The sequence below is a fragment of the Pseudomonas sp. PAMC 26793 genome, assembly GCF_000313235.1.
Classification (GTDB): Bacteria; Pseudomonadota; Gammaproteobacteria; order Pseudomonadales; family Pseudomonadaceae; genus Aquipseudomonas; species Aquipseudomonas yamanorum.
Map to the genome: position 1 here is coordinate 310275 of NZ_AMXG01000023.1, position 14236 is coordinate 324510.

Sequence of the window (14236 nt, forward strand, 5' to 3'; positions counted from 1 at the left end):
CCCCGGGTGTCTGGCGGATGCCGCAGATAGAGAAAAATCTGACGTAATCGAACTACTGTTTCTGCTTCTCGAAGCGATAGAACAGGTTCGGCTCGCTGACCATGTACAGCGTGCCGTTCTCGTCCATGGTTACCCCTTCGGCACGGGGAATGGTGTTCTTCAAGCCATTGAAGCCGCCGAGCAGGGTCATGAAGCTGACTTGCTCGCCCTTCTCGTCCAGTTCCAGCAACAGATGGGAGTCCGCCGACAGCGCCAGCAGGTGGCCGGTACGCGGGTCGACGGTCAGCGCTGAGAGGTTGCGCATGTCCAGCTCGGTGCTGGCGAGCTTTTGCTTGTCGCCGGTGAGGGTCTGGCTGCCGTCGCTTTTCCAGGTGAACAGCGCCGGTGGGCGCTCTTCGCCGAGGATCAGTTGCTGGTTGCGCTTGTCCCAGGTCACGGCTTCAAAGGCTTTGTTTTGGTCCTTCGACGGGCCAAGGTCGTAGGACGGGAAATCGGCTTTGTTCAACTGCTGGGTCTGCGGGTCGACCTTGATGATGGTCAGGCTGTGCTGACGCTCATCGACCACGGCCATCAAGCCGTTTTCCATCATGGTCACGCCTTCCGGGTTGTTCCAGCCGTTGAGCGGCATCTTGCGCAGCACGTCGCCTTGCAGGGTCAATTCAACCAGGAACGGGTTCTTGCCCATGACCGAGAACAGGGTCTTGGTCTGCGGGTTGTAGGTGAGGTCCGAGGCTTCGTCCTTCTCCATGCCGGGCAGCAACTTGGCATCGATCACCGCGCGGTAGTCCGGGAGCCAGACGCTTTCCAGGCGCTCGGTCGGGGTTTCGAAGCCCTCCGCCACCCACAACACGCCACGGTCGTCCCAATGCATCGCCCAGGCCACGCCGTAAATGATCGCGCCGGCCAGGAACAGCCAGGAATACCAGCGCATGGCAAGGCGTGAACGCAAGGTGGGTTTTACGGAGGGGAGAGGCACGGCCATTACGCTTTCCAGAAAGTCAGCTTAGGGGATAGCACAGGATCACAAGGTCCGCGCGCAGGAGGCTGAAGATTATCCGGATGGGGTGTGAAAAAAATGCAAAAACCGATTTTGCAGCCATACACAGATCAAATGTGGGAGCGGGCTTGCTCGCGAATGCGTAGTGTCAGTCACTGAATCTGTCGACTGGTCCACCGCATTCGCGAGCAAGCCCGCTCCCACATTTCTGACCGCGTTTCGCCAGGTATTTAGCGAACGCTGCTTTCGAAGCGGCTCACGCCCGGCAATTCCAGCACCAACTCATCGCCCACATTCAGCGGGCCTACGCCGGCCGGTGTACCGGTGAGAATTACATCGCCGGCCTGCAGGGAGAAGCAGCCGGCCATGTACTGGATCATCGGGATGATCGGGTTGAGCATGATCGCGCTGTTGCCGTCCTGGCGCACTTCGCCATTGATGGTCAGGCGAATGCCGATGTCGGTCACGTCCGGGAACGTGCTGCCGACCACGAACGGGGCAATCACTGCCGCGCCATCAAACGACTTGGCGATTTCCCACGGCAGGCCCTTGGCTTTCAGCTCGGCCTGTTTATCCCGCAGGGTCAGGTCGAGGGCCGGGGCGAAGCCGGAGATGGCGTCCAGCACTTCCTCGCGGCTCGGCTTGGCCGACAGAGGCTTGCCGATCAACACGGCGATTTCCGCTTCGTAGTGCACCGAACCGCGCTCGGTGGGGATGGCGAAACCACCTTCCAGCGCCACCACGCAGCTACCGGGCTTGATAAACAACAGCGGCTCGGTAGGTACCGGGTTATCCAGTTCCTTGGCGTGTTCGGCGTAGTTACGCCCGATGCACACCACTTTCCCCAGGGGAAAGTGAATATTGGTGCCGTCGACATACTTGTGCTGGTAGCTCATGGACCGACTCCTTCAGGGACTGTTAAACAGCGAAAATCTTGCCCGGGTTCATGATCCCGTTCGGGTCGAACACCGCTTTCACTGCTTTCATGTATTCGATTTCAACCGGCGAGCGGCTGTAGGTCAGGTAGTCGCGCTTGGTCATGCCCACGCCGTGTTCGGCGGAGATCGAGCCGTTGTACTTCTGCACGGTCTCGAACACCCACTTGTTGACGGTGGCGCACTTGGCGAAGAACTCGTCCTTGCTCAGGTTTTCCGGCTTGAGGATGTTCAGGTGCAGGTTGCCGTCGCCGATGTGGCCGAACCAGACGATTTCGAAGTCCGGGTAGTGTTCGCCGACGATCGCGTCGATTTCCTTCAGGAAGGCCGGCACTTTCGACACAGTCACCGAAATGTCGTTCTTGTACGGCGTCCAGTGGGAGATGGTTTCGGAGATGTACTCCCGCAGCTTCCACAGGTTGTGCAGTTGGGTTTCGCTCTGGCTCATCACGCCGTCGAGCACCCAGCCCTGCTCCACGCAGTGTTCGAACGTGGCCAGGGCGTCGTTGGCCACCTCTTCGGTGGTCGCTTCAAATTCCAGCAGCGCGTAGAACGGGCAGTCGGACTCGAACGGCGCCGGCACGTCGCCGCGACCGAGGACTTTGGCCAGGGCCTTGTCGGAGAAGAACTCGAATGCGGTCAGGTCCAGCTTGCTCTGGAAGGCGTGCAACACCGGCATGATCGAGTCGAAATCGGTGGTGCCGAGCACCATGGCGGTGAGGTTTTTCGGCGCACGGTCCAGGCGCATGGTCGCTTCGACCACAAAGCCCAGGGTGCCTTCAGCGCCGATGAACAGCTGACGCATGTCGTAGCCGGTGGCGTTCTTGATCAGGTCCTTGTTCAGCTCCAGCAGGTCGCCCTTGCCGGTGACGACTTTCATGCCGGCCACCCAGTTACGGGTCATGCCGTAGCGAATCACCTTGATCCCGCCGGCATTAGTGCCGATATTGCCGCCAATCTGGCTGGAACCGGACGAGGCGAAGTCCACCGGGTAGTACAGGCCTTTTTCTTCGGCGACGTTCTGCAATTGCTTGGTGACCACGCCCGGCTGGCACACGGCGGTGCGGTCGGTGAGGTTCACGTCGAGGATCTGGTTCATATAGTCGAAGGACACAACCACTTCGCCATTCGCTGCGACGGCAGCGGCCGACAGGCCGGTACGACCACCGGACGGCACCAGCGCCACCTTGTGTTCATTGGCCCAACGGACAATGGCCTGCACCTGTTCGGTGGTCTTCGGGAACACGATGGCGACCGGGGCCGGCGCGAAATGCTTGGTCCAGTCCTTGCCATAAGCCTCAAGGGAGTCAGCATCGGTCAGGACCTTGCCAGGCTCAACCAGGGTCTTCAGCTCATCAATCAGGGCAGGATGGGTCATCGACAGAACTCTCGAACAATTCATGGTCATCCTGAGAACGCTTCACGTCGCAGGAATGGGTGTTTAGCGGGGCACGTATGCTAGCATACCGCCCCCGCAGGATAGTGCCCAAGGGCGTTCTGCGGTGACGGCTTTCCTGCCGTCCGGGTCAGCTTACGTGATCCGATTCCCTGCCATTTTTCTCCGGGATACAGGTTTACGCAGATGAGCAAGACTTCTCTCGATAAGAGCAAGATCAAGTTCCTTCTTCTGGAAGGCGTCCACCCATCGGCCGTCGACGTTCTGAAGGCTGCTGGGTACTCCAGCATTGAGTACATCACCAGTTCTCTGCCGGAAGCCCAGCTCAAGGAAAAGATCGCCGACGCGCACTTTATCGGCATTCGCTCCCGCACTCAGCTGACCGAAGAGATCTTCGATCACGCCAAGAAGCTTGTCGCTGTAGGTTGTTTCTGCATCGGCACCAACCAGGTCGACCTCAACGCAGCGCGCGAGCGCGGCATCGCGGTGTTCAACGCACCGTACTCCAACACCCGCTCCGTGGCTGAGTTGGTATTGGCCGAGGCCATCCTGCTGCTGCGCGGTATTCCTGAGAAGAACGCTTCCTGCCACCGTGGCGGCTGGATCAAGAGCGCAGCCAACTCCTTCGAAATCCGCGGCAAGAAGCTGGGTATCGTCGGTTACGGCTCGATCGGCACTCAACTGTCGGTTCTGGCCGAAGGCCTGGGCATGCAGGTGTTCTTCTACGACACCCTGACCAAGCTGCCATTGGGCAACGCCACCCAGGTGTCGAGCCTGACCGAGCTGCTGGGCATGTCCGACATCGTGACCCTGCACGTACCGGAAACCGCTGAGACCCAGTGGATGATCGGCGAGAAGGAAATCCGTGCCATCAAGAAGGGCGGGATCCTGATCAACGCCGCACGCGGCACTGTTGTCGAGCTGGACGCCCTGGCCGACGCGATCAAGGACAAGCACCTGATCGGCGCCGCCATCGACGTGTTCCCGGTAGAGCCGCGCTCTAACGACGACATCTTCGAAAGCCCGCTGCGTGGCCTGGACAACGTGATCCTGACTCCGCACATCGGCGGTTCCACCGCTGAAGCCCAAGCCAACATTGGCCTGGAAGTGTCGGAGAAACTGGTCAAGTACAGCGACAACGGTACGTCGGTGTCCTCGGTCAACTTCCCGGAAGTAGCGCTGCCGGCTCACCCTGGCAAGCACCGTCTGCTGCATATCCACCAGAACATCCCTGGCGTGATGATGGAGATCAACAAGGTCTTCGCGGAAAACGGCATCAACATTTCCGGTCAGTTCCTGCAGACCAACGAGAAAGTCGGCTACGTGGTGATCGACGTAGACGCCGAATACTCGGACCTGGCGCAAGAGAAGCTGCAACACATCAAAGGCACTATCCGTAGCCGCGTGTTGTTTTAATCCTGTAGGAGCGGGCTTGCCCGCGAAAAACGTTAACGAAAACGCGTGCATCCTGGATGCACGCGGTGCCCTCAGGTTTTTCGCGAGCAAGCTCGCTCCTACAAACAAAAAACGGGAGTCCCGCAAGGGGCTCCCGTTTTTTTATTTCACGTTAACCGTGATGACTTTCGAGGCTACAGTCGGGTTGAACTGCATGTGCAGTTTGTCGCCGGCGACCAGTTGCAGCGTGTGCTTGCCTGGGGTGAGGGTCAGCTCGGTTTCGGTCTGGGCCTTGCCGTAGTGGATCACGGTGTCGGTGGCCGGGATCGGCACGCTGGCATCCGGCAACTCTTTCTGGTCGATCAGCAGGTGGTGGTGGCCGGTGCCCGGGTCCTGGCTGGTGGCCGGGGCCAGTTTCAGGCCTTCCATGCCGAATTTCACGGTGAAGGTTTTATCGACAGTGGCGCCATCTTTGGGCGACACGATGAACACTTTGGCACCTTCTGGTGGAGCGCTGCGCGGGATGCCATCAGCAGCGGTCGCCAACATCGAAGCACCCAGCAATAGGCTGGCCAGGGTTGCACGGGTCAAAAAGGCTTTCATTCACTTCTCCAGTTTTTCGGTGAAATCTGTAGGGTTATGACAACTTCGCGACAAATTGCTGTCCAAGGCACTCAACACCATAGCAAAGCGAGCCGGAACAGCGCCTCGCTCATTCGAATTCTTTAGGAGAGACCATGCGTTTCCTGCCTGGCCTGTTACTTTTACTTCCCCTTGTAAGCCCGTTGGCCCATGCCGAACTGATCGACGATGTGTTTGACCGCGGGGAATTGCGCATCGCCCTGGAAGCCAACACCCCGCCCTTCAACTTCAAGGAAGGCGACAAACTCACCGGTTTTGAAGTGGAGCTGGGTGAGTTGCTGGCCAAGGAAATGGACGTACGCCCCTCCTTTATCACCGTCGATGCCGCCGATCTGCTGCCCGGCGTGGAAAGCGCCAAGTACGACGTGGCCATCAACCATATCGCTATGACTCCTGAGCTGGCGGATCGTTTCGACTTCAGCGAGCCTTACAGCTACTCCAGTGCACAACTGATCGTGCGCAAGCAGGAACAACGCCCGCTGGGCAGCTTCGCGGCGCTCAAGGGCAAGGCGTTGGGCGTGGCCCAGGGCAGCCAGTTTGTGGAGCAGGCGCGCACCGCCGAGGGCGTTGATTTGCGCAGCTATGCCGATGCCAGGCAGCCGATCAAGGACGTCGCTGACCAACAGATTGATGCCGCCATCAGTGACCGGTTGCTGATTCCCTACGCGATTCGCGACAGTCAGTTGCCGGTGAAGGAAGGCGCAGACGTCGGCCCTACGCTGAGCCTGGCGATTCCGTTCCAGAAGGGTAACCCGGCGTTCAAGGCCAGCCTGGACAAGGCCCTGCAACGGATTAAGGCCGATGGCCGGCTGACGGCGTTGTCGGAGAAGTGGTTCGGGATGGATGCGAGCAAGCCGGTCAAAAAGGCCGAGTAAACGACTCGGTCAATGTGGGAGCGGGCTTGCTCGCGAATGCGGTGGGTCAGCTTGAGCATCCGGTGACTGACACCGCGCTTTCGCGAGCAAGCCCGCTCCCACATTTTGATCTATGTCGGGCTGGAGAGTTTTGCCAGGGCCGCTGCCGCTTCGGGCAACTCCAGCTCACTGAACACCAGCACCCCATGGCGTTTGAGCAATGCCGCCGTCACGCCTTCGCCGGTGACCTTTACGCCGGTGAAGGTGCCATCATAGGTCAGCAGATTGCCGCAAGACGGGCTGTTGGCCTTGAGCACGGCGACCCGGATGTTGTGACGCTGCACCAACGCCAACGCTTGGCGGGCGCCATCGAGGAAGGCTTCGCTGAAGTCTTCCCCTTGGGCCGTCAGCACCTGGGCACGGCCTTCCCACACATCAATCCCCTGCCCGCCCGGGATTTCGGCAGACGGCCGTGGCGTCGGCAAGCCACCCGCCACTTCCGGGCAAACAGCAACCACCCGGCCTTCGGCCTGCCATGCGGCGAGTTGGTCGAAAGGCCCGCTGGCCCCTCCGTCGTAGCGTACCCGGTGCCCCAGCAGGCAGCGGCTGACCAGAATCTTTTGCATCATCAGAACGGCTCGTTACCCCGCCGGCGAAACCAGCCGGTAAGGGACAGGCGTTCGCGGGTGGCGGGCAGGACTTCATGGGGGATCTCCCCCGACAGGAACACCACCAGGCAACCGCCGATGGGCACCACATCGTATTCGACGTCGCCCTTGAGGTACATGCGCAACTGGCCGCCATGTTCCGGCAGCCAGGCATTGTTCAAGTAGATCACCGCCGACACCATGCGCCGATCGTCATCGCGAAAACGGTCCACATGCTTGAGGTAAAACGCCCCCGGTGGGTACATCGCGAAGTGGCTTTCGAAGTCTTCCAGGCCGAGGAACAGGCCGCGGTTCATTGCCACCCGCAGGCTGTCCATCAGCTCGAGGTAAGTGTCGCAGGCGACTACTTCACCCGGTTCCAGCCACTGGATATGGTCCCCCCGAATGCCCTCGCGAATCTCCTGGGACGGTCCGCGTCCGACGGCGGCGGGCGCCAATTCGCCTTCGGCGGCGCGTTTATGGCACTCAGCCGCCAGTTCGAGGGTCAGAGCCTCGGGCAGGAAGATATTCTGCTGCGACCAGCCTTGTGCGGCCAGGTCATCGACAATGCGTAACAGCAGCGGGTGATCGGAGGGTATGGGCATGGCGCGCATAGTATCCATACGCCTGTGAATCCGACAGAGCCGCCGAGCGTCTGAATACACTTTAGTCAGGAGACCGATAGGATTTCTCGACAAATCCTACGCCCGACACGGACAATAGTGGCCGACTGACAGGAGTCCCTATGCGTCGTTTGTTTTTTTCCTTGCTGATGCTCTGCGTTTTGCCCGCCTGGGCAGACAGCCATGACCAGTTGTACAAGGTCGCCGGCTGGGCAGACCAGCGCGCGCATTTTAATGACGCCCTCAGTGCCGCCCAGCAACGCTACCGCAACAGCCTGCCGCCGGCGGTGTATCAAGCGCTGGTGGACAACAGCAATAAACGCTTCGCGCCGCAGTCGGTAGACCAGCGCGCCGAAGCACAGCTACGCAAGAATCTGGCGGACCCGAAGCCGGCTTTGGCCTTCTTCCAATCGCCCCTTGGCCGCAAGATTGTCGCCGCCGAGTTGCTGGCCACCCGCCGGGATCAACTGGCGAAGAATGCCCAGGGCTTGCCGCATATGGAGGCCGACGCCACCCGCAGCCTGATCATTGGCCACCTGGCCCAGGCGCTGCCTGCGCGGGAAGCCGGGGCTGAAGTCAGCCTGGCGATTGCCGGTGTGGCGGCCGACAGCTTGAGCCAGATGATCCCCGGCCTGTTGGGCGGCGGCCAGGCACAAGGCATGCTGAATGGCCAGCGTGAGCGCCTGATGCAGCAGATTGGCAATGATTTGAACAACACGTTGCTGTACGTCTACCGGGATCTGTCCGACCCGGAGCTGGAGGAGTTCGCGACATTCGCCGAGTCGCCGGAGGGCAAGGCGTACTACAAGGCGGCATTGGCGGCGATTCGCGCCGGGCTGGCGGTCGGTCAAAGCACTTCAAGCCTGGCACCCTGACACCGATTGATCGCTCCCACGCTCCGCGTGGGAGCGCAGCTGGTGACGCTCTGCGTCACGGGACGCGGAGCGTCCTCGGAGGCGTTCCCACGCGGAGCGTGGGAACGATCTCAGGCCAGGTGATCATTTAGAAATTTGAAGTACACCTGCCGAATCTCCGGAATCTCATTCGCCAAATGATGCCTGCCGCGCGGCAGCATCAAGATTTCCGGCTGGTCGAACTTGCTGCGCAGCACCTTCAGGTTGTGCTGCCAGTCCACCGTCATGTCTTCCTCGCCCTGCACGATCACCGGCCGCCGCGTACTGCGTGGCGCGGCTTCAATGTGTTTGATCCAGCGCGCCAACGCGCCCACCCAGGCGGTGGGCAACTGCCGTGGCTGCAACGGGTCGGCCTCCAGGAACGGCTTGAACTGCGGGTCGTTGGTGTTATCGCTGAAACGCCGGGCGATGCCTTTGACGAACGGCCTGAGCAAGTAATAACTGAGCTGCGACCAGCCCCAGGCGCGGGGACGCACCAGCGGTGAGAGCAAAAAGGTCTTGCCCTGGGCCGGGCTGTCGACGCCATGGTTAAGCAGGTGGTCCACCACAATTGCGCCGCCGGTACTTTGCCCGAACAGGTGCCACGGCTGCGGCAGCTGCAACGCCTTGGCCTGCTCAAACAGCGCCTGCACCACGTCCTGGTACACCGCAAAGTCATCGATGCTGGCCCGCTCGCCGCTGGACAAACCATGGCCCGGCAAATCGCAGGCAATCACCACAAAGCCCTGGTCCAGCGCCCAATCCACGGCATTGCGGTACAGGCCCATATGGTCGTAGAAGCCATGAAACAGGAACATCGTCGCCACCGGAACGGGCGGCCACCACACCTGGCAGACCACCTCGAACCCATCCACCGCAAACCGCCCCAGGCGGCTCACTGCGGGCACCTTGCGGGCGGGCAGGTCCAGGCCGTAGAAGCGCTGGTAGACCCGGGCCTCGGCAGAAAGCGGCTGCGCGTCCACCAGGGGCCGCAAGCTTTCGCGTAGATGATCAGGGTCAAACGTAACGGGCATAAGAACTTCCAGACTATGGCTTCAACGCATTGAACAGATGAATATCGAGTCGCGATATTCATCTGTCAGGGCAAGCATGGCAAGCTACGCGACCTCCGAGGATCGATCCAAATGCGACAGCCCTACCGCACCACCCTCTTCGCCAGCCTGATCGTGATCATTTGCGCCGGGGTGTTATGGGCGGCGTATGACTGGTTCCAGGGGCGCTACCTGCGGGCATTCAGTGAGCATACGGCGGTGTTTTCCGGTGACAGCCTGAGCCTGCCCGCCGAACTTGCCGGCCCGGGTCCGATCCGCCTGGTGCACTTCTGGGACCCGGCCTGCCCGTGCAATGTCGGCAACCAACAGCACCTCAGCGAACTGATCGAGCAGTACGCCCCCCAGGGCGTGGAGTTCTATTCCCTGCAGAAAGCCGGCAGCCACGGCCAATTACCCGCCACCCTCGGCGCGATGAAGGCCCTCAAGGCCGTGCCAGGCGCCCAGCACCTGCCTGCCAGTCCTGCCGTGGGCATCTGGGACCGCAGCGGCAAGCTGGCGTATTTCGGGCCCTACAGCGAAGGGCTGACGTGTAACTCCAGCAACAGCTTTATCGAACCCATCCTGCAAGCCCTCGAAGGCGGGCGCGAGGTCAACGCGACCCACACCCTGGCGGTAGGCTGTTACTGCGAGTGGAACGGGGCCGCGCCTGCACCCTGAGCCGGGCGCGCCAAGCTGAACAGACGCTGTTCGTTCGACAAACTCGAACAACTGTATCGGCACGCTCCTGTATCGTAAGCAGCTAGCCGTACCAGCAGACGACACGGGAACACATGAGCCAATTAACCATCATCCTCTGGATACTCAACGTTATCGTCGATACGTCCGGCCAGTTGGCGTTTAAAGCCGCCGCTTCAGCCAGCGCCGAGCATGACGGCATGGCCCACTGGCGCCATATGCTCAAGCGTCCGTGGATCTGGCTGGGCATCATCTGCTATGTCTTCGAATTCGTGCTGTGGCTGGCCTTCCTGACACTGGTGCCGTTGTCGGTCGGGGTGATGCTAGGCTCCATCAACATTGTCGTGATCATGATTGCGGGCCGTTTCCTGTTCAAGGAAAGCCTGAGCAAATGGCGGTTGATCGGCATCATGCTGATCGCCTGTGGCGTGACCGTCGTGGGGTTTGAGTAATGAAACGGTTTTATATCCTGGGTTTTCTGTCGCTGATCATTTTCGATACCTTGGCGCAGGTCAGCTTTAAGTTCGCCTCGATTCATGCCGAACCGCTGACAATGGACGCCGCGTGGCTGATACGCGTGTTTGGTGCGCCCTGGATCTACGGGGCATTCGTTGGCTACATCGGTGCATTTTTTACCTGGATGACGTTGTTGAAATACGCGCCGGTAGGCCCCGCGTTCGCGGCCTCCCACCTGGAGCTGATCAGCGTGACGTTGATCTCCGTGTGGCTGTTCAACGACACCCTGACCCTGCCCAAAATCGTCGGTGGTGCGCTGATTATTGCCGGCATCCTGTGCCTGGCGCGCAGTGAAGACAAAGAGAGCAAGACCGTCGAGGCCGAGCCCTCGCAGACGCTGGCGTCATGACGCCCGTTGTCAGCCAGCGGGAGATTCCGCCGACGGCGGGCCTTCCCCTGCGCTGGCAGGATTTGTTCAACCTCTCGGGCGACCTGGCCCGCGACCTGGCCCAACAGCTCGACATCCCGTTGCCGGCCCTGCCCTGCTCCGGCACGGCCGCCCTGATCATGGCGCTGCGGGTGTTGCAGCAACGTTGTCCTGGGCGCACCGAGCTTATTGTGCCGGCCTATACCTGCCCGCTGGTGGCCCTGGCTGCCCATCATTGCCCGCCATTACGCGTGGTGCCGTGCGATTTACAGCCCGGCAGCATCGACCTGGACGAGCAACAGCTGGCGCAGCTGTGCAACGAAAACACCCTGGCGATCGTCGTCACCCACCTGGCCGGGCGCGTGGCGGATGTGGATGCCGCCAAGCGCATTGCCGAGCCCTTCGGCGTGACGGTGATCGAAGACGCAGCCCAAGCCATGGGCGCACTGGATGACGGAAAAAGCGTCGGACTCAAAGGCGACATCGGTTTTTTCAGCATGGCGCTGGGCAAAGGCCTGACGACGGCCGAAGGCGGCGTGTTGTTCAGCCGGGACCCGGTGCTGCATCAGGCGTTGCACCAGCAATGCCGGCAGGACTTGCCCTTCAGCCTGCGCTGGGAAGTGCAACGCAGCGCCGAGCTGTGGGGCTACGCCGCGGCGTATCAGCCTCGCGGGCTGAAGTACGTGTACGGCAAACCGCTGAGGGCAGCGCTGGCGCGGGGCGATGAAGTGGCGGCGGTCGGCGATGATTTTTCCGTCAACGATATTCCGTTGCACCGGTTGGGCGGCTATCGCCAGAAGGTCGGCGCTGCCGCATTGGCACGCTTGCCCGAGCATTTGCAGCAAGGCCGCCTGCGGGCCTTGCGCCGCGTGACGCAGTTGAGCAGCTTGCCCGGCGTTTCGGTATTGAGCGACAGCCCAGGCCAGCAAGGCACCTGGCCCTTCCTGATGGTGGTGATGCCCAGCGCCCAAACCCGCGATACCGCGATGGCGCAACTGTGGACGGCGGGCCTCGGCGTCACCCGCCTGTTTATCCACGTCTTGCCGGGCTACCCGGCACTCACCCCGCTGTTACAGCCAGGCGCCGATATCCCCCACGCGCAAAGCTTCGCCGCCCAAACGCTGTCGATCAGCAACAGCCACTGGCTGACGGACGAACTGTTCGAGCAAGTGCTGGATCATCTACGGCGCATTCTTAAACGCTAGCCCAGCCTTGATCGATACGGGTCAACAAGCGCGCGTTCAACTCATTCTGCTGCTGTTGCCAGATCACCACCTGGTTCTCCGGCAGCTCTTCCTGGCCATCCGACGCACTCAGCCAACGCTTGAACTTGCTCTGGTAGTGATAAGCCGAGACATCGCCGGTAATGTCCGCGCCGATAATGCTGCCCTGGCAGGCATCGATCAGCGCATTCAAATGCTGCTCCAGAAACTCGCCCTGGTCCCAGTTGGTATTCACCACCTCCGGGCTCAGCACGTCTTTGTCGATGGAGAGATACACCGGCAGCGAAGGGTCGAGCTGCGCCAGGAACGCCCCCATCAACTCGTCCGCGCTGGTGAATCCACGGTTGCTGCGGCCTGCGCCGATCCAGTTCAACCAGCGGGTATCGACGTTGGTGTTCCAGTAGGTCAGCTTGCGTTTCACCAGCGGTGACCAGTGATTCTCCCAGGCGTGCTTGAGGGAAATGTCCGGCGAGCCAATGCCCAGCACATGCACATGCTCGACCTGCGGCAAACGGCTGGCCCAATAAACCCAGGACCCACAATGGATACCAAACGGATAGCGCATGTTGTCCGGGTGGTTATCGCAAATGATCAGCTGGATCTTTTGCTGGGTGGGAAGACGGTTCAACAACAACTGGCTGAGGTGGTGATAGTCACCGCTGCCGGTAAACACACAGCCGTAGTCATTGGGCATCTGCGCTTGCAGGGCGTTCTCCAGCTCCTTGAACTGTGCCCAGCGGCAACCGAACCGGATCTTCTCCTGCCAGGCCTGCAACGGCAGGGTGATGGCGCCGGGAATGTTATTCACGGCGCCATCGAAATCGAGGATCAACGCGGGTCGGGCCTGGCTCATGAGGTTTGCTCCTGCTGCCATTGCATGTCGCTTTCAAAGTGGTGACGGAAGCGGTTCAACACCTTGCGCAACAGCGGGTTGCGCACCCACACCAGATGGCGGGTAAAGGTGAACTTGGCGCCGAGGCTGGATTTGACCTGCGGATCGGTCCAGCCCGCGACATAAAACTGCAGGCCCTTTTCCAGGGCGTACTCCAGGTTCACAAACCAACTGACGAAGTACAGGTTGTGCTCCAGCGCCAGCGGGTAGTTCAGGCCGATGTACTTGTCGAGCAACTTGCCATCTTGCTGGTAGCACAGGTTATAGCCGACCAACTCGTCCTCGTCCCAGTAACAGAACACATGGCCACCGCTGTCAGCATCGGTGAGCAACTGGATGAAGAATTCGGGCGTGAGCAAATCGAAGTGGATTTCGCTCTGTGCGTACACCGCCTTGTACAGCCGATACAGTTCCTGCTGCCATTGCTCATCGCTGAACCGCACATCGCCGGTGTCGAGGATCTCAATGCGCAACTCATCACGGCTGCGCAACTTGCGGCGGATATTGCGGCGCCGGCTATGGGACAGCCGCGACAGATACTCGTCAATCGAGGTGAAGTCGATGGGCACATAGGCCAGCGCCTGGCCCTCTACATTGATGAATCCGCGCTGGGTGCAAGCCTCGATTAACACGTGTGCGTAACGATTGTCCTCGACACTGAGCAGTGGAGAATCCAGCGGCACGTCTTTGACGATGGTGAGTTTGCGTTGCGGTGCACACTCCTGTTGCAGCCATTGCGCCATGTCCTGTGGCGGTACGCTCAGCGGAAACGGGGAGTATTCGCTGACCGTGGTGCCGACAAAGCAGGTGTCGATATGCAGCCATGACTGCCACAAACGGTACCCCGGCCAACGGCGCAGGCGGGTGCGCAGCTCGTCGTCGGCGGTAGTTTGCAGGTCGAACCGGGTGAAAAAGTACGGCAGTCCCTGTGCTGACAGCTGGGCGTCGAAGCCCACCGGCGGGTATCGCAAAAAATTGCTGATCAGCGATGGCGTTTCCATGCAACAGGCATAAGGCACCAGTGCACGGCTGGGATCTGTCATAAATTGCATTCCGAAAGTGATAGCAAAGGCGCGCCCGGATGGCCTGGTTGATCACGGCGCGGCTG

At 60.6% G+C, this 14236-nt stretch carries 16 protein-coding genes; 7 read left to right on the forward strand and 9 right to left on the reverse strand.

The window, feature by feature from the left end:
- Positions 1–52: 52 nt before the first annotated feature.
- The 3 genes from D109_RS0108785 to D109_RS0108795 form a co-directional block, all read right to left on the reverse strand.
- Positions 53–982 (reverse strand): SdiA-regulated domain-containing protein, encoded by a 930-nt coding sequence (locus tag D109_RS0108785; protein ID WP_017476566.1) that lies wholly within the window; start codon positions 980–982, stop codon positions 53–55.
- Positions 983–1227: 245 nt separating this feature from the next.
- Positions 1228–1893: a fumarylacetoacetate hydrolase family protein gene (locus D109_RS0108790; RefSeq protein WP_003213842.1), complete on the reverse strand. Its 666-nt coding sequence runs from the start codon at positions 1891–1893 to the stop codon at positions 1228–1230.
- 22 nt (positions 1894–1915) lie between these two features.
- Entirely contained in the window at positions 1916–3310 is a 1395-nt protein-coding gene (locus D109_RS0108795; protein WP_003213844.1) for an FAD-binding oxidoreductase, read from the reverse strand.
- A gap of 204 nt (positions 3311–3514) precedes the next feature.
- On the opposite strand from D109_RS0108795, the gene serA reads away from it, so the two are divergent.
- Positions 3515–4744, forward strand: coding sequence for a phosphoglycerate dehydrogenase (gene serA, locus D109_RS0108800; RefSeq protein ID WP_017476567.1), 1230 nt, complete (start codon positions 3515–3517; stop codon positions 4742–4744).
- Between the two features lie 141 nt (positions 4745–4885).
- On the opposite strand, the gene D109_RS0108805 is transcribed toward serA, so the two are convergent.
- Positions 4886–5326 carry a DUF4399 domain-containing protein gene (locus D109_RS0108805; RefSeq protein ID WP_003213848.1) on the reverse strand — a complete coding sequence of 147 codons (441 nt, stop codon included), beginning with the start codon at positions 5324–5326 and terminating at the stop codon, positions 4886–4888.
- A 134-nt stretch (positions 5327–5460) separates the two neighbouring features.
- On the opposite strand from D109_RS0108805, the gene D109_RS0108810 reads away from it, so the two are divergent.
- On the forward strand, positions 5461–6240 hold the full coding sequence (locus D109_RS0108810; RefSeq protein ID WP_017476568.1) for a transporter substrate-binding domain-containing protein: 780 nt from the start codon (positions 5461–5463) through the stop codon (positions 6238–6240).
- A 110-nt stretch (positions 6241–6350) separates the two neighbouring features.
- Here the strand turns inward: D109_RS0108810 and D109_RS0108815 are convergent, their stop codons facing one another.
- Both D109_RS0108815 and D109_RS0108820 read right to left on the reverse strand, forming a co-directional pair.
- Positions 6351–6845 (reverse strand): DUF523 domain-containing protein, encoded by a 495-nt coding sequence (locus D109_RS0108815; RefSeq protein ID WP_026077849.1) that lies wholly within the window; start codon positions 6843–6845, stop codon positions 6351–6353.
- A 2-nt stretch (positions 6846–6847) separates the two neighbouring features.
- Positions 6848–7480: a 2OG-Fe(II) oxygenase gene (locus tag D109_RS0108820; protein WP_017476570.1), complete on the reverse strand. Its 633-nt coding sequence runs from the start codon at positions 7478–7480 to the stop codon at positions 6848–6850.
- Between the two features lie 131 nt (positions 7481–7611).
- On the opposite strand from D109_RS0108820, the gene D109_RS0108825 reads away from it, so the two are divergent.
- On the forward strand, positions 7612–8364 hold the full coding sequence (locus tag D109_RS0108825; protein WP_017476571.1) for a DUF2059 domain-containing protein: 753 nt from the start codon (positions 7612–7614) through the stop codon (positions 8362–8364).
- Between the two features lie 110 nt (positions 8365–8474).
- On the opposite strand, the gene D109_RS0108830 is transcribed toward D109_RS0108825, so the two are convergent.
- Complete coding sequence (locus tag D109_RS0108830) at positions 8475–9416, reverse strand: alpha/beta hydrolase (RefSeq protein WP_017476572.1); 942 nt, start codon at positions 9414–9416, stop codon at positions 8475–8477.
- A gap of 111 nt (positions 9417–9527) precedes the next feature.
- Here D109_RS0108830 and D109_RS0108835 point away from each other — a divergent pair, with 111 nt between their 5' ends.
- The 4 genes from D109_RS0108835 to D109_RS0108850 all read left to right on the forward strand — a co-directional run bounded on the left by D109_RS0108835 (position 9528) and on the right by D109_RS0108850 (position 12218).
- Positions 9528–10112 (forward strand): DUF6436 domain-containing protein, encoded by a 585-nt coding sequence (locus tag D109_RS0108835; RefSeq protein WP_017476573.1) that lies wholly within the window; start codon positions 9528–9530, stop codon positions 10110–10112.
- A gap of 113 nt (positions 10113–10225) precedes the next feature.
- Positions 10226–10582 carry an EamA family transporter gene (locus tag D109_RS0108840; RefSeq protein ID WP_003213864.1) on the forward strand — a complete coding sequence of 119 codons (357 nt, stop codon included), beginning with the start codon at positions 10226–10228 and terminating at the stop codon, positions 10580–10582.
- Positions 10582–10995 (forward strand): multidrug efflux SMR transporter, encoded by a 414-nt coding sequence (locus D109_RS0108845; protein WP_008438917.1) that lies wholly within the window; start codon positions 10582–10584, stop codon positions 10993–10995. The genes D109_RS0108840 and D109_RS0108845 overlap by 1 nt, the downstream gene beginning before the upstream one ends.
- Positions 10992–12218: a DegT/DnrJ/EryC1/StrS family aminotransferase gene (locus D109_RS0108850; RefSeq protein WP_017476574.1), complete on the forward strand. Its 1227-nt coding sequence runs from the start codon at positions 10992–10994 to the stop codon at positions 12216–12218. The genes D109_RS0108845 and D109_RS0108850 overlap by 4 nt, the downstream gene beginning before the upstream one ends.
- Here the strand turns inward: D109_RS0108850 and D109_RS0108855 are convergent.
- Both D109_RS0108855 and D109_RS0108860 read right to left on the reverse strand, forming a co-directional pair.
- Complete coding sequence (locus D109_RS0108855) at positions 12208–13089, reverse strand: hypothetical protein (RefSeq protein ID WP_017476575.1); 882 nt, start codon at positions 13087–13089, stop codon at positions 12208–12210. The genes D109_RS0108850 and D109_RS0108855 overlap by 11 nt on opposite strands.
- Positions 13086–14171 (reverse strand): GNAT family N-acetyltransferase, encoded by a 1086-nt coding sequence (locus D109_RS0108860; RefSeq protein ID WP_017476576.1) that lies wholly within the window; start codon positions 14169–14171, stop codon positions 13086–13088. The genes D109_RS0108855 and D109_RS0108860 overlap by 4 nt, the downstream gene beginning before the upstream one ends.
- Between the last annotated feature and the right edge of the window lie 65 nt (positions 14172–14236).

What these genes read in the sequence shown, in the direction of transcription:
- D109_RS0108820 (WP_017476570.1), bottom strand. Translation starts at nt 7,480, where the DNA reads ATGCGCGCCATGCCCATACCCTCCGATCACCCGCTGCTGTTACGCATT.
- D109_RS0108795 (WP_003213844.1), bottom strand. Translation starts at nt 3,310, where the DNA reads ATGACCCATCCTGCCCTGATTGATGAGCTGAAGACCCTGGTTGAGCCT.
- D109_RS0108825 (WP_017476571.1), top strand. Translation starts at nt 7,612, where the DNA reads ATGCGTCGTTTGTTTTTTTCCTTGCTGATGCTCTGCGTTTTGCCCGCC.
- D109_RS0108850 (WP_017476574.1), top strand. Translation starts at nt 10,992, where the DNA reads ATGACGCCCGTTGTCAGCCAGCGGGAGATTCCGCCGACGGCGGGCCTT.
- D109_RS0108790 (WP_003213842.1), bottom strand. Translation starts at nt 1,893, where the DNA reads ATGAGCTACCAGCACAAGTATGTCGACGGCACCAATATTCACTTTCCC.
- D109_RS0108860 (WP_017476576.1), bottom strand. Translation starts at nt 14,171, where the DNA reads ATGACAGATCCCAGCCGTGCACTGGTGCCTTATGCCTGTTGCATGGAA.
- D109_RS0108835 (WP_017476573.1), top strand. Translation starts at nt 9,528, where the DNA reads ATGCGACAGCCCTACCGCACCACCCTCTTCGCCAGCCTGATCGTGATC.
- D109_RS0108855 (WP_017476575.1), bottom strand. Translation starts at nt 13,089, where the DNA reads ATGAGCCAGGCCCGACCCGCGTTGATCCTCGATTTCGATGGCGCCGTG.
- serA (WP_017476567.1), top strand. Translation starts at nt 3,515, where the DNA reads ATGAGCAAGACTTCTCTCGATAAGAGCAAGATCAAGTTCCTTCTTCTG.
- D109_RS0108815 (WP_026077849.1), bottom strand. Translation starts at nt 6,845, where the DNA reads ATGCAAAAGATTCTGGTCAGCCGCTGCCTGCTGGGGCACCGGGTACGC.
- D109_RS0108810 (WP_017476568.1), top strand. Translation starts at nt 5,461, where the DNA reads ATGCGTTTCCTGCCTGGCCTGTTACTTTTACTTCCCCTTGTAAGCCCG.
- D109_RS0108830 (WP_017476572.1), bottom strand. Translation starts at nt 9,416, where the DNA reads ATGCCCGTTACGTTTGACCCTGATCATCTACGCGAAAGCTTGCGGCCC.
- D109_RS0108840 (WP_003213864.1), top strand. Translation starts at nt 10,226, where the DNA reads ATGAGCCAATTAACCATCATCCTCTGGATACTCAACGTTATCGTCGAT.
- D109_RS0108805 (WP_003213848.1), bottom strand. Translation starts at nt 5,326, where the DNA reads ATGAAAGCCTTTTTGACCCGTGCAACCCTGGCCAGCCTATTGCTGGGT.
- D109_RS0108785 (WP_017476566.1), bottom strand. Translation starts at nt 982, where the DNA reads ATGGCCGTGCCTCTCCCCTCCGTAAAACCCACCTTGCGTTCACGCCTT.
- D109_RS0108845 (WP_008438917.1), top strand. Translation starts at nt 10,582, where the DNA reads ATGAAACGGTTTTATATCCTGGGTTTTCTGTCGCTGATCATTTTCGAT.